Source organism: Acerihabitans sp. TG2 (genome assembly GCF_035013185.1).
Classification (GTDB): Bacteria; Pseudomonadota; Gammaproteobacteria; order Enterobacterales; family Enterobacteriaceae; genus Acerihabitans.
This window is the reverse complement of the sequence record NZ_JAYGJO010000011.1, coordinates 1-14,757: the sequence shown is the minus strand read 5'-3', so window position 1 is coordinate 14,757 and position 14,757 is coordinate 1. Positions and strand designations below refer to the sequence as shown.

Below are 14,757 nucleotides of genomic sequence, written 5' to 3'. Positions count from 1 at the left end.
CCAACGCCAAGTCAGGCACACAGTACGACCTGGAGCTCGTAGAGCTCGGCTACCTTCGTTAGATTCAGTTGCATTCAAGTGTAGTACACTGGCGCGTTTTCTAGCGCTTGCAGGTACAGATTTACTGAGATAGTAGCGTATGACCCTGATCGCTGTGGAAGCGTTCACCGCGTCTAAGCTGCGGGCATACCGCCCGGATGCCGAGCGCCACACTCACTTTACCCGAGGCCATCGTATAGGGCGCTGACATGCTGAAAAAACAGATGTCTAAACTGGGGCTGGTCCGCCTGATCATAAGTATCGACGTGGCAATTGTAAGCGCGGAGACATCACTATCATGCAAAAAGGTACTCTTCTTGGAACTGGATCGATATTTCGCGCCACGGCTTAACCTAATGGGGCAACCTCGCGTCGCCCCACCGAATTATTTATAGAATCGGCTGGAACGGCATTTTGTGAACAAGTCGGATGTTTGCCCGGATGCTTATTTTTTTCAGGTAAGACATAAGGGAGAAGTCGGCTAGTTTCTTTTTTCACTACGGCGTAACATTCGCAACTTAATACCTCCAGTTTCTGCCGGTCTAATCCCGTAATAGTTGCAGGCCAATCCTGCCCCTCCTATCAGCAAAATTGAGTTGTCCGGGTGTAGCCCATTTCTAAAAAATCCGTGTCTGCCATTTAGGGCGAGGCGAGGGTAGGTGTTTCAGTTGTATTCATTTCGTCTGGTTTGTGTGAAGATCGTTAGCCTGACATTCATCTCAATATCGTTATCAGTTATGATGTCAACCAAGTCACAAAAATCTGCTAGGAAAATACCGCAACATGATTAAATATGTCACCCTGATTGTCATCACCTCAGCGCTTATGCTGACCGGATGTGCGAAGATTACAGCGGCAACTTCAGCCGCCAAGTCCTCGGTCAGTACAGCCTTGACCCCGGCTAAAGCTGATATTGTAGATTTCTCTTCCGGGCCTACGGTGGTGACCGTTACCCATGTTCCCACTGGGTCAGACGATGGTGTGCCGATCTACGTAACTCTTGATGGTACTGATGCCGGTATTCTTGCGCTAGGACAAACCGTTGAGTTGCACGTCAGTGCGGGTAAACATAAAGTCGGCGGTTATGCACGTTCTTTAGTGGGCCGTGTAACTATTCCCGCGGTAGAGGTGACGACGGAACCGCACATCGAGCAGCATGTCAATTATTCCATATCGGGAACGACGCCTAAATTCTCAGTCGGTCCGTCTACTAAAGTGATCTTTAGCGCACCGGCCGCAACAACAACGCCGACAACCACCACGACGCCAGCAACCACCTCTACGTCAACCACAACACCGGAATCGGCATCACCGGCCGCAACTACAACGCCGACAACCACCACAACACCAGCAACTACCTCTACGCCAACCACGACAGCAGAAACGGCAACACCGGCTGCAACAACAACGCCGACGACCGCCTCGACGCCAGCAGCCACCTCTACGCCAACCACGACCACAACACCGGAAACGGCAACACCGGCCGCAACAACAACGCCGACGACCTCCTCGACGCCAGCAGCCACATCTACGCCAACCACGACCACAACACCGGAAACGGCAACACCGACCGCAACAACAACGCCGGCAACCACCACGACACCAGATACGGTAATACCGGCTACCACGACCACCAAATAGAGTCGATGTCATTAACGTGCTGAATCAAAGCTGCCCGATGGCGAGGGTCTGTCAGGCAGCAAGAATATCGTTGTTGTCCAGTGGACTCAGGGATTTCTTTTCGATGGCGGCCCGAACCCACAATTGTGCTATAACGGCAATAAACGTCGCCTGGTTAGCGGGTATCGTCCAGATTTTATTTCTGAAATCAATCTCCGGCCACCGGGCAAAGCGCAGTTCGCTGGAGCGGATAAACAGGTGTAGGGTGAAGTACCCTATCCTTAATCCGGACAATGCCGTTTGGCAGGCGAAGCCGTCACGCCTTCCAGATTCAGCGCCGGGTTGTCTTCCACCAGTACTTGCTGCACTGCGTAACGCATGATGCTGCATAGGTGCTGGCGGGGGAGGGACGCGATTTCCAACAGTCCCTTTTCCTCAATACCTTATCGAACCAAACTGACCCCAAATCTGACCACCAAATTCTTCCGATGCCGAGGGGAAACTGAAAACGCATCGGGAAGATTTTTCGCGCTAACCTATTGCATCAAAATCATATAGGGATTCGCGTAGGTGCATGAAAAAAACCGCCTCAGTTCCCTGAGCGGGTTTTTTGCTGTAACCCCCGGCCAGAGGCAGCATTCAACACTCAAACAACCGCCGCACCCAACACATACGACAACTCCTTCGCCGCATCCAGTATCAGTTGCTGGGTGGCAATATCTTCCGGGTCGAATCGGCTGGTGGGGCCGGAAATACTTAGCGCACCGGCCAGCTGGTTCTGATGCTTAAATACCGGCACCGAGATCGAGGCGGTAAGCAGACTGTTGGTTTTCAGCCGGTTCAGCCCTGCCCCGGTGGAGGTAAACAGCCCGCGTTGATAGTCCCAGCGCGGTGGCATTCCCTGGGCGAATTGCGAGAGCACGCTGGCTGCCGAGGTGTCATCCATTGCCAGCAGCGTACCCACCGGCACGCTGGATTTAATATGCTGCGGCGAGTCTTTACGCAGCAGGCACATGCGGTACTCCCCGTCGCGGATATAAAAGGTGCTGCTTTCCAGTGTCGCTGCCGTCAGCTTCTCCAGCACCGGTTTGACATGCTGGTGCAGATCGAAAGTACGCTCATAGACGCAGCCCAGCTGGTATGCGCGCGATCCCAGTTCGTAGCAGCCATCTGTCCGCTTGAACACATAACGCTGCGCTTCCAGCGTCAGCATATAACGCAGGATCACGCTCTTAAACAGCCCGGTGGCCGCTTCCAGTTCACCGAGGGTAATCCCGCCCGGATGGGGGATAAACGCATCGAGGATCGCCAGCGTGCGCTGCACGGCTTTAACAGAACGATCGACATCCGTACTTTTTGGTCTCGACATAGCTTTCCATTTAGTGAGCAAACATTCCTATTAACGATGCAGAGTAATGTACAAAAATTACCATGCTTTGCCAATCAACGGCCTTCCGGCAAAGTAAGCCAGCACATTATCCAGCATGCGCTGCTGCTGATCCTGTTGTGCCGTATGGGTATTGGCCGCCACATGAGGCGTTAGAATGGTGTTCGGTGCCGCACGCAGGCGCGCTGAAATCTCCGGCTCAAATTCGAACACGTCGAGCGCCGCCCCTGCCAGTTGCCCGGCTTCCAGTGCATCACAGAGTGCATTTTCATCCACCAGCATGCCGCGGGCAATATTGATCAAGTGGCCGTCGGCACCCAGCAGGCGCAGAATATTAGCATCGATAACATGGTAGTTCTGCGGTGTGCCGCGTGCGGCAATCACCAGCACATCGGCCCACTGTGCAAGCTGCTCAATACTTTCCAGATAACGGTAATCCACCCGCTTAGGCGTACGACTGTAATAGCCGACTTCCATACTGAATGCCTGTGCCAGCCGGGCGATCTGCGTGCCAATTTCACCAAGGCCATAAATGCCGATCCTGCGCCCCTGCAGTCCAGACACCAGCGGATAGCGCTCCACGCTGTTGCCCTTCCATACCCCGCTGCGTAAGAAAGCGTCGCCTGAAAGAATATGGCGACAGCTGGCGAGGATCTGCCCGATGGCGAATTCCGCCACGCTGCCGGCATTAGAGCCTGCCGCATTGGTCAGGGCGATGCCCTTTTGCTGCAGATAAGCGCTATCAACAAATTCCATGCCCGATCCATAGCAGATCACCAGCTTTAGCGCGGGCAACGCGTCGATTAACGCCCGCCCGGTGACAATGCTGCTCATGGTTAACAGCACCTCGGCTTTTTCGGAGCCGTCAGGCAGGCAGCTACCGTCCAGCGTGGTGAGCGGCCCCATCAGATGACAATGACTCGCTAAGCTTTCGACCAGCCCGGCTGGCAACATGCGTACCATCAATACGTTTTTTTGCATTTTCATCTATTCACTCTGCCGTTGCCGGATTGCGTTGTTTCCATTTCAGGATGCCCCATTGCCCGGCCAGTAACGTTGCCAGCATTAACGACATCAGCTGGAAGGTCAGCATAATGCTGCCCACCGAGGCCAGTATGCCAACCAGCAGATTACCAATCGGCATGGTGCCCTGAAATGACATGCCATACAGCCCCACCACCCCGCCGCGCAGTTCAGGCGGGCTGTGGTGCTGTAAGGTGGAGTTGATCATGGTGGAGAAAAAAGTGAGTGACAGGCCGAGCCAGAGAAAACAGCAGCAGGTCAGCAGCGGCAGCGGGGATAACGAGATCCCGGCCAGTGCCAGTACCGCCGACCAAGGGGCAAACTTCAGCCACTGTACCAGCCGCTGGTGAGAGATACGCGCCGAGATCAACAGCGCCGAAAACAGCGAGCCGACTCCGGCGCTGCTGAAGAACCAGCCAGTATAGCGCGCCGTATCATGGAAATTTTGTGAGGCCAGTACCGGGATCAGCGACTGATAGGAGCCGGCAAAAATGCCCATAAATGCCAGCATCGGTAAGAAGCGCATGGCAAAGTCATCGTTCTTCACATGGCGCAGGGCGTTGCGCATCCCGCCCGCACGCCGTGAGTGACTCTCCGCTTCCACCACCCGCATGCTACGCACTGCAAAGAACATGGTGACCAGTCCGCAGAGCGAGATAACAAACCCCGCCGCCGCGCCGTAGTGATTAAAGCCCCAGGCCGCGATCGCCGGGCCAAACATGCGCCCGATATTAAACACCATGGTGTTCATCGCCACGGCGTTATACATCAGCGACTTATCCTGCAGGCTGCTGGTCAGCAGCAGGTGCCGGGTGGGCAGTTCCATGGACGATACACAGCCGGCCACCGCTGCAATTAACAAAATAAACGGCGGCGAGATAAAACCGAATAGCACGCTGACCAGCAGTAAACTGCTGATGGTGACCGACAGGCAGAGGATGCGCATCATGATGCCCTTGACCGTGGCTGGCGTCAGGCGGCTGCCAAACAGCAGCGGAACAACCAGCGCCGGGCAGTAGAGCAGAAAATTCAGCACCCCGAGTAGCCAAGGGGAGTGGCTCATCTGCCACAGCAGTAAATTCAGGGTGACGTTTTGCGTCCATAAACCGAGGATCGATGCCGCTTGCCCCAGCAGATACCTGCGCGTCATCCGTTCTTTAAACACAGGAAAAGTACCAGCCAGAAACATGCGAGATCCTTGACGGCATCGGGTTAACTCCCGCTACCGTTGATAATAGGGTGCGCCAAAAACCAGGCTCCGGGGCGATTGCGGAGCGCGGAAAAACTTACTTCAGACTGTGGCAAAAGCGCTGAATGCGCTGACAGGCCTCTTCCAGCTGTGCCATTGAAGCGGCATACGACAGGCGGAAATTAGGTGCCAGCCCAAAGGCATCACCGTGTACCAGTGTCACCCCTTCGCTGGCCAGTAGCGCCTCGGTGAAGTCTTCGTCGCTGCGGATCACCCGCCCTTGCGGGGTGGTTTTATTCAGCAGCCCGGCGCAGGATGGATAAACGTAAAACGCGCCCTGCGGTACCTGGCAATGTAGGCCCGGGGCCTCGTTAAGCGCAGCCACCACATAGTCGCGGCGCGCCATAAAGCTGGCACGCCAGTCAGCGAGAAATTCCTGCGGCCCGGTCAGTGCGGCATGCGCCGCCCACTGGGCGACGGCGCACACACCGGAGGTGGTTTGCCCCTGAATGGTCTCCATCGCTTTGATCAGCGGCTGCGGACCCGCGCCGTAGCCAACGCGCCAGCCTGTCATGGCGTAGGCTTTTGACACCCCGTTAATAATCAGCGAACGTTCGAGCAGCGCCGGTTCCACCTGCGGGAAAGTGAAAAAAACACAGTCGCCATACACCAGCTTTTCGTAGATATCATCCGCCATCACCCAGATGTGCGGATGGCGCAGCAGCACATCGGCCAGCGCGCGCAGCTCCAGTTGGCTGTATACTGCCCCCGAAGGGTTGGACGGTGAGTTAAACAGCAGCCACTTGGTTTTAGGGGTAATCGCCTGCTCCAGGCTCTCAGCAGTCATTTTGTAACCCTGTTCAGCGCTGGCAGGGACGATCACCGGGGTACCGCCGCACAGTGACACCATTTCCGGATAAGAGACCCAGTAAGGGGCCGGAATAATCACCTCATCACCTGGATTCATGGTGGCCATCAGCGCGTTTGAGATCACCTGCTTGGCGCCGTTGGAGACAATAATCTGTTTGCTGGTGTACTCCAGCTGGTTATCGCTACGCAGTTTATTCACTATCGCGTCACGCAGTTCGGGGATACCGGCGATCGGCGGATATTTAGTTTCCCCGCGGTTCATCGCGGCCAGCGCCGCCTGTTTAATATGATCAGGGGTATCAAAATCCGGCTCGCCGGAGCTGAGGGCAATCACATCTTTGCCCTGCGCTTTCATATCACGCGCGAGCTGGCTGGCTGCATTACTGGCAGAGGGTTTGATGCGTTCGAGGGTCTGAGAAAGTATCTTCATGTCCAAAGTCCTGTCAGTGACGAATATCGGCAACAAATTTTTGCGCACGTGGATGTTGTGGATGATGGAAAAAGTCTTCTGGTCGCGCGCGTTCAATGATTTCGCCCTGGTCCATAAAAATTACCCGGTCGGCAACTTCTCTGGCAAAGCCCATCTCATGGGTGACGCACACCATGGTCATTCCCTCTCTGGCGAGCTGCTTCATCACCTGCAGCACTTCGCCGACCATTTCCGGGTCAAGGGCGCTGGTCGGTTCATCAAACAGCATCACCGGCGGTTTCATCACCAGAGCCCGGGCAATCGCCACGCGCTGCTGCTGGCCACCGGAGAGCTGATGCGGATAGGCCTGCAATTTCACACCGAGTCCGACCTTTTCCAGCAGCGCCACCGAGATCTCATCGGCCTCGCGTCGGCTGCTTTTCCTCACCCGGCGCTGTGCCAGCGTGACATTTTGCAGCACCGTCAGGTTAGGGAACAGGTTGAAAGACTGGAAAACAAAGCCGATATTGCTGCGAAACAGATTTAAATTGATGCCCTGATCACGGCTGTCGACGCCGTCGACCAGAATTCTGCCGCTCTGGATCTCTTCGAGGCGGTTAATGGTGCGGATTAAGGTTGATTTTCCCGATCCGGACGGCCCGCAAACCACCACCACTTCACCTTTTGCTACCTGCTCACTGACGCCGTTCAGCACCTTATGCTGGCCGTACCATTTCTCAACGTTTTCAAGTGTTAACATCTCAACTCTCCTGGACATTCATCTGACGCTTGCGCTGAATAACGCGCTCCAGCTTGCCGACTAGCTGCGTTAATGAGAAACACACCACAAAATAAATCATCGCCAGTACGCCAAAGACCTGCAGTGGTTTAGTCAGTTCAATGGTATTAATCTGATAGGCAGAGTAGGTTAATTCGGCCACGCCAATGACATAGCCAAGTGAGGTATTTTTAATCAGATTAATAAACTGATTAAGAATGCTGGGGATCATGGTGAATAACGCCTGCGGCAGAATAATCTCCAGCATGGTGCGCGAATAGCTGATCCCTAAGGTGCGTGCCGCCTCAATTTGTCCACGTGGCACCGACAAAATACCGGCCCGGACAATCTCACCGAGAAACGCCATCTCATAGACAATTAACGCCACAATTAAGGTCTTCACACCGGAAATAGAGTGACCCGAGATCAATGGAACGGCGAAATAGGACCAGAACACCAGCATCAATACCGGCAGGCCACGGACCACGCTGCTAAAAAGTGTCGCCGGCAGATAGAACAGCTTAAATTTACTGGTACGGGCAATGCCCATTACTATCGCCAGCGGAAAGGCACAGACCAGCCCGGTTGCCGCCATAAATAACGTCAGGGCTAAGCCGCCAAGCGGGCCATTGGGGTAGCTGCCAATCAATATTAAATCACGGTAGTTGATAAAAATATTTAGCATATCGCTCATCTTATCGACTCCCGGTACGTAAAATATAACGGTCATACGCCGAGCCGACGCTGACAATCAGCAGTGAACCCGCGAGGTAAATCACCGAAACAATGGCAAAGGCATCAAAGGTTCTGAAGGTCTCATTCTCAATCTGTTTCGCAACATAGGTCAGTTCTGCCACGCTGATTGCCATCGCTAGGCTGGTGGATTTATACAGCGCAAGTGACTGCCCCAGTAATGGTGGGATAGAAATACGAATCGACTGCGGCAGGATCACATCTCGCATCGCCTGAGAAAAGGTCAGCCCTAGCGCACGGCAGGCCTCCATCTGCCCGCTGGCGATGGCGCGCAGGCCGCTACGCAGATCTTCAGACATAAAGGCGGCGGTATTCAGCGTCAGGGCAATATAAGCAAAGAAGAATTCGCTACCGTGCTGATTGACCCACTCCGAAAGCGCAAAAGGCAGCAGTGCCGACAGGGCAAAATACCACAGCAGCAGTTGCACCAACGCCGGAACATTGCGGTGATACTCGACGTAGGCCTTCACAAACCAACGCAATGGTGCAATACCCGACATGCGCATTGAGGCCAGCAGCAGAGCTAAAATAAAACCAGAAATCAGACAGAGAAAAAACAGGATCAGTGTGGTTTCCAGCCCGGAGATTATCCACTGCAAATACTGACCTTGCAGTAAAGTAATAGGGTCAAACTTTATCATCAGAATTAACTCCCCTGGAGCAGGCACAGCTCAACAACAGCGTGCGCACGCATATCACCCTGCGCAGCAGGCAATAAATGCATCACTTCAGTTTAATGAGGTCCGGGTTGATATTGCGCCATGGCGAATACCGTCAAGGCGCATATTATTACGTATTACTTATTGCACGCTGGTTCTCACCTTATCGATCGACTCTAATTTATGTTCTCGTTTAATTTTATAGTCGGTACCGGACCCAAGCCATTTATTCCAGATGGCCTCCAGCTGACCATCTTTTTCCAGATTACCCAGCGCGGTATTTACCGCAGCCAGAAGTTCAGGCTCATTCTTTTTAATTCCCAGCGCGTTGGGTTCCCAACTGATGGCCTGGTCGATAAACACATATTTCCCATTTCCGGCTTTCAGATAACGCATCCCTGAGGTCTGGGCAAATGCCTGGCCGCTGATTTTACGCTGCTGAAGTGCCAGGAAACCTGACGGTGAATCGTGATAGGTGACCACGCCAATTTTCGGGAAGGATTTACGCAACCAGTACTCGGAGGTAGAACCCGAGGTCATCCCTACGCGTTTGCCATCCAGGTCCGCCAGGGTTTTATACCCGGCGGCTACCGGCACCAGCACTTTTAACGGCACCTGGAAATGCGATGAGGAGAAATCAATCTGCTTCTCACGCTCGGCGGTATAACCCAGCGCCGCAGAGAGCACGTCAACACGTCCGATCTGCAGTTCAGGGATACGAGCTTCTACTGACAGGCTTTTTTGCACCATTTTAACGCCGAGCTGATCGGCCAACGCCTGGCAGATATCCACATCAAAACCGACCACCTTAAGGGTTTTCGGGTCGGTAAAACCGAGGGGTTCGGTGGTGGAAAGCGTGCCGCACACCAGTTCGCCACGGGTTTTGATATCCGCCAGCTCATTAGCCGACGCCATCGTGGAAACAACAGACAGTATCAGCAATGAGCTCGCCATAACGCTGTCCTTGACGAATTTTCGTTGTACAGCAGGGCTGGTTACATTTCTGGCCACAGGTTAATCCTTCTGGTTATAAACAAGTGAGAAAGCCGTTCCTGTCAGTGCGGACAACTTTGTTAACAGCCAGTTAAACGCACGTTATTTTTCATAATGACATTATGATTTTGTTAAAGCATAAAAGATGCCAACCTGGTTCTTATATCAACAAAAATAATAAAATTTATTTAATTTCAATAAGATGCTATAAGACTTTCAACTAAACGCAGCCTGAAAGTGTTACGGGGATCAGGAATTTTACGACTGAAATTCGATGGGATGAAAAGTGCGCTGCACTGTTTCAGTGAGGGATGTTCCATGGTGGGGAAAAATCAGACACCGATCACACACTACCCTTTCGCTAAAATTAGGTTGGTGTCCATATAACCTTTTGGGTTAAGACGCAGACATGGATCTTGAGTTAAGCAATTTTGTATAGTCTTTTATTGTAGTAAAATCAGGGCAACCCCATTTCCGCATTACCCTGAGCCATCTTACTCAGGCTGCGGATTTTTGTGTCGTTAAGAGACATATGGGGGTTACTTCATAATCAAACCAACCTGACCCCAAATCTGACCACTAATTTTTCCCTATGCAGAGGGAAGATTTTTCACGCTATCTTATTCAATCTGAATCACATAAGGATTCGCAAAACGGCATGAAAACAAAAAATTGGCTCTTCTGCCTGGGATCGCCTTTGTCAGTAACTGGCTAATAAGTGAGCTAAACCTGAATTCACTTTCTGTCAAGACCACCAGAATGACCACCAATCGAAGTTGGTTATATAAAACTGGTTTGAGCGATCCTCGGCATGTGGTGATCGTTACTATGGTCATATTTACAAGGGCAGTGTTGATCCCATCCCCGTAATGGAACTTGTACCCGAGGAAATACCTAGCAGTCCGCTTTGTGCTGTGGTTTCAGCGCATCGTCGCCCCATGAACGCGGGGTTATTGAGCATGTGATCGTGGTGTCTGGAGAGTTGGAACTGGATATCGACGGCGTGTTGCACCGGTTGCCCAGCGGTGACGCCATCCGCTTTGCCGCTGATTGTCCGCATGCTTATTGAAATAGAACTTCCGAGCGGGTTCGCTTTCACAATCTGATTCATTATCCTGAACTGCCTGCCGGTTACCACCACCGCGAATTGATTCAAAAAAATTCGATTTGATATTCAAATAATTTGAATTTGTTTTTGAAAGACCGAACATTTCCCCTCAAAGGCGTTACAGGCTGCGGAAAACCTCGGTTTCAATCCTGATGCTATAACAAAGCATATTGGCTAATCGAAGAATAATGTTCAAAAAAAAATCTTGACATGACTTTACTGTTTGTAAATATATGTTAACTCCTGTTTGATAATAGTAATGTTTCTCAAAATCATTACCAATTACATACACTATCATTCAGGATTGAAGATGAAATATAACAAGATAGCCTCGGCGCTCGCCGTGATTCTGGCAGGAAAATTCGCTTACGCAGCAGATCAAACGATAGTGGTATCCGGTAACGTACTGGGGGATTCGAGTGCCGAAGAGGTGAAAACCTGGGTCGGTAGCCGGACCGTGATAAGCAATGACCAACTGCAGAAAAGCGCAAACCGCACGTTGGATGACGCGTTACAACGCGTTCCCGGTGTGAAGATTCAGGACGAAACAGGTACTGGCGTGTTGCCGCAGATCGCGGTTCGCGGCCTTTATGACAGTCGTAGCGGTCGCGCACAGATCCTTGAGGATGGTATTCCGCTGGCGTTAGCGCCATACGGTCAGGAAGGGATGTCGTTGTTCCCGGTTACGTTTTCTACCATCGACCGCATTGACGTAGTGCGCGGTGGGGCGGCGGTGCAGTATGGCCCGAATAACGTCGGCGGCGTGATCAACCTGATCAGTAAGCCTATCCCTGTGAAATGGGAAAATGAAATCGGTGAGCGCGCTACCTTCTATGGCAAAGGGCGAAATCTGTGGGATACCTATCTGCGGACCGGCGGCATGCTGAATGATGATTTCGGGCTGCAGGTGGAAGCCAACCATGTGAAAGGCAGTTCGTTCCGCGAGCACAGTGACAGTAAAGTACAGAACTTCCGCGTGCGCGGCCTGTGGAATATCAATGAAGACACCACGTTAAATCTTTCTTATCAGTACTATGACGCGCATGCCGATCTGGCCGGTGCGCTCTCCACTGCGGATTATCTGAGCGATCGCAATCAAAGCACTCGTCCGTACGATGATTATGACGGCCACACGAAGCGATACAGCGCGGTATACAACCAGCTGTTGGGATCGCTCGGTTTCATCGATTCGGCGGAATTTAACTGGATGTTCTTTGGTCATGACTCAGACCGTGATTTCCATGTGGGCATGAGTAAAAGTTCGGGGCAGAACTTCAACCCGGCGCTGCCTGCCGATATCGTGCAAAATTCGCCACGTAACTTCAAAGTATGGGGTACTGAGCCGCGCATTAGCCTGGATGTCGATGGTGACAACGTGAACCAACGATGGATCATCGGTGGTCGTTTTGTCAGCGAAAAAGTGGACTATCAGGTGCGTCAGCAGACGCTGGCGACGGGTGTAACGACGGTGACGCGCGACTGGAGCTTTGATGATAAAGCCTGGGCGGGTTATATCAGCAACGCCGTGAAATTGTTCGGCGATACCCTGACCATTACGCCGGGCATGCGCTACGAGAACGTCAGTGAAAAATATGTCGATAAAACGAGTGGTCAGCGTGCTTCTTCGCCGGATACACAGTGGCTGCCGGGGCTGACCGTTGGCTATCAGTTGGCACGAGAGTGGTTCCTGTATGCCGACATGCAGAAGAGCTTGCGTCCTGCGCAAGTGACGCAGATTGTGAAGGGCGGGGATGTCAGCTCAGAACTGGCGTGGAACTATGAAAGTGGCGTGCGCTATACGCCAATGGACAACCTCAGTCTGCATGCCGGTCTGTATCGTATCGATTATAAAGATCAAATCTCCTATGACAGCACCTCTGACAGCTACCTGAACATTGGTCGCACCCGTCATCAGGGCGTGGAGTTGGAAGGTTTCTGGAGCCCGGCAGCAGTCGACAGACTGAAACTGCACGCCGGTTATGCCTATTTACAAGCGGAGCAGCGTAACGGTGTCAACCGTGGCAAAGAGGTGCCATATGCTTCACGCACCCAACTGACACTGGATGGCAGCTATGAATGGCGCGGTACCACACTATCACTGGCGAGTTACTACTTCAGTAAATCCTTTGCTGATGCAGCAAACTCGGTAAGCGAAAACAGCACCGGTTCGGTAGGCGAGATGCCGTCTTACTGGGTGTGGAACACGCAAGTGAGCCGCGATTTATATAAATCTGGCAGTACGGTAATGAATGGTTATATTGGGGTGAACAACCTGTTCAATCGTGACTACTGGTTTCGTGGTGTTGATACCAGTCCGTGGGGACGCCAACCGGCGCCAGGCCGTTCAGTGATCGCGGGTGTTAGCGTGAAATTCTAAACCCTGATAAGCCCGCTCACACTGAGCGGGCTTATTGTTTATAGCTGGATTAAAAACAAACCGCGATAGGGAATACCGACAAAATCACGATAGAATGCTTCAAGATCGGCTTGCGGGTTCACATCGGCAAATGGCTGCGGATGGAACAGTTTCGCCATCGCCTCCAGCGCCACGACGTTGAATGGACTGTCGTAGAATTGATGGTAGATGGCCATGACGCGATGGCCGTTTGCCACCGGCAATACACTCAACATGGGACGCTGCATGAGTGCCTGCAAACGCGGCAGGGTAGTCGCTCGCGTAGCGTCATAACCGAGGGGGACGGCCTGCGACGTCGTACCGCGCTGGCTCCAGTCCGCACCGCTCATCAGATAAATATCCGGACGTGCAACGATCAGCAATTCTGGGCTAATGTCCGCGCCTTGTGGCGGCACCTTATCGGCAATAAGGTTACGCCCTCCGGCGGCTGGAATGAATTCGCCGAAACTATCACGCCCAAATACTGCGCAGCAATTCATACCGCTCATCCCCGCATGATTCTCAAACACCACGCCTGGCCACTGATCTTGTGGGATTGCCGCAACACGTTCTCGTGTGCGCTCCAGCAACTGATTCCAGCGCTGAATAAAACGTTCGGCATTTTGGGTTTCGCCGGTCACTGTACCCAGCAGGCGCAGACTGACCGGTGTGTTCGTCAGCGGCTTGTGGCGGAAGTCGATAAAGATCACCGGAATACCACTTTTTTCCAGCAGTGCCAGCGTGCCTTCGCCGCGCAATTTCGCCAGAATACCGATATCAAACACCACCAAATCCGGTTTTAACGTCATCGCCTGCTCAACGCTAAACGTACTGCGATACGGATTGATAAATACGGGAATATCGCTTAACCGTGGGTATTGACGAGCAAAGTAGCGGCCCATATCGGGTGCACGGGTTTTTAACGAATCATCCCAGGCCACAATCCCTTTCAGCGCATCGCCAGGATGCAACAAACTCATCGTCAGTAACATGCGACTATCGGCCAGTATGATGCGCGTTGCCGGGGCAGTGAGCGTCACATGTCGCCCGGCAAGATCGGTCACGGTGACCGGCTGTGCCATGCCGCACACAGGCCAAAGCAGGATAGAAAACAGTAAAAGCCACTTGCCTCTCATTAATCTTTTCTCTTTTTGAACAATCCGGTGGTGAAGTTTGCCTAACGTGATGTTGGTGCACGTTACCATCGTTAAAGGGGAATAACGTTTAAATATCGAGGAGATACCTTAGGATTCAGGTAACCCAGTCACACAGGTTAAGGTAGATAAGTCACCCTCACACAGTGAATATAGTTAACTATTCTTGTCAAATCATTTGGAAAAACTCTAGATAATGATAATATAAATAATAAGTATTATTAAACACGTTTCTAATGATTTCTCTGACTTCACCGGATGAACGCCTGCAGTCGCAACCTGCACTGTATGGCATCCTCAACTCCGTTCCGCATCCGACCATTGTGGAGATGATCGCTACTGCGGGTTATGACTACGTTCTGCTTGACCTGGAACACTTA

11 protein-coding genes and 2 pseudogenes are annotated in these 14,757 nt (G+C 52.4%); 2 read left to right on the top strand and 11 right to left on the bottom strand.

Features of this window, described 5'->3' with window-relative positions; translation table 11 throughout:
• Window positions 1–1,202 precede the first annotated feature (1,202 nt).
• From SJI19_RS11575 to SJI19_RS11530, 10 genes and pseudogenes are all read right to left on the bottom strand, one after another.
• A complete protein-coding gene (locus SJI19_RS11575; protein ID WP_323478412.1) occupies window positions 1,203–1,676 on the bottom strand; it encodes a hypothetical protein in 474 nt (157 codons plus the stop codon).
• 154 nt (window positions 1,677–1,830) lie between these two features.
• A pseudogene (locus SJI19_RS11570) lies at window positions 1,831–2,099 on the bottom strand (integrase); the annotation flags it as partial.
• A gap of 206 nt (window positions 2,100–2,305) precedes the next feature.
• On the bottom strand, window positions 2,306–3,028 hold the full coding sequence (locus SJI19_RS11565; protein WP_323478411.1) for an IclR family transcriptional regulator: 723 nt from the start codon (window positions 3,026–3,028) through the stop codon (window positions 2,306–2,308).
• A 57-nt stretch (window positions 3,029–3,085) separates the two neighbouring features.
• Window positions 3,086–4,033 (bottom strand): NAD(P)-dependent oxidoreductase, encoded by a 948-nt coding sequence (locus tag SJI19_RS11560; RefSeq protein ID WP_323478410.1) that lies wholly within the window; start codon window positions 4,031–4,033, stop codon window positions 3,086–3,088.
• Window positions 4,034–4,037: 4 nt separating this feature from the next.
• A complete protein-coding gene (locus SJI19_RS11555) occupies window positions 4,038–5,258 on the bottom strand; it encodes an MFS transporter (protein ID WP_323478409.1) in 1,221 nt (406 codons plus the stop codon).
• A 97-nt stretch (window positions 5,259–5,355) separates the two neighbouring features.
• Window positions 5,356–6,558 (bottom strand): pyridoxal phosphate-dependent aminotransferase, encoded by a 1,203-nt coding sequence (locus SJI19_RS11550; protein WP_323478408.1) that lies wholly within the window; start codon window positions 6,556–6,558, stop codon window positions 5,356–5,358.
• A gap of 13 nt (window positions 6,559–6,571) precedes the next feature.
• Window positions 6,572–7,297: an amino acid ABC transporter ATP-binding protein gene (locus tag SJI19_RS11545; RefSeq protein ID WP_323478407.1), complete on the bottom strand. Its 726-nt coding sequence runs from the start codon at window positions 7,295–7,297 to the stop codon at window positions 6,572–6,574.
• Window position 7,298: 1 nt separating this feature from the next.
• Complete coding sequence (locus SJI19_RS11540; RefSeq protein WP_323478406.1) at window positions 7,299–8,009, bottom strand: amino acid ABC transporter permease; 711 nt, start codon at window positions 8,007–8,009, stop codon at window positions 7,299–7,301.
• Between the two features lies 1 nt (window position 8,010).
• Window positions 8,011–8,709: an amino acid ABC transporter permease gene (locus SJI19_RS11535; protein WP_323478405.1), complete on the bottom strand. Its 699-nt coding sequence runs from the start codon at window positions 8,707–8,709 to the stop codon at window positions 8,011–8,013.
• Between the two features lie 159 nt (window positions 8,710–8,868).
• Window positions 8,869–9,738: a transporter substrate-binding domain-containing protein gene (locus SJI19_RS11530; protein ID WP_323478404.1), complete on the bottom strand. Its 870-nt coding sequence runs from the start codon at window positions 9,736–9,738 to the stop codon at window positions 8,869–8,871.
• Window positions 9,739–10,642: 904 nt separating this feature from the next.
• Here SJI19_RS11530 and SJI19_RS11525 point away from each other — a divergent pair.
• Together SJI19_RS11525 and SJI19_RS11520 are read left to right on the top strand one after the other, a co-directional pair.
• Window positions 10,643–10,789: pseudogene (locus tag SJI19_RS11525) on the top strand (cupin domain-containing protein); the annotation flags it as partial.
• A gap of 349 nt (window positions 10,790–11,138) precedes the next feature.
• Complete coding sequence (locus SJI19_RS11520) at window positions 11,139–13,205, top strand: TonB-dependent siderophore receptor (protein WP_323478403.1); 2,067 nt, start codon at window positions 11,139–11,141, stop codon at window positions 13,203–13,205.
• A gap of 38 nt (window positions 13,206–13,243) precedes the next feature.
• Here the strand turns inward: SJI19_RS11520 and SJI19_RS11515 are convergent, their stop codons facing one another.
• Window positions 13,244–14,359, bottom strand: coding sequence for an ABC transporter substrate-binding protein (locus SJI19_RS11515; protein WP_323478402.1), 1,116 nt, complete (start codon window positions 14,357–14,359; stop codon window positions 13,244–13,246).
• Window positions 14,360–14,757 lie beyond the last annotated feature (398 nt).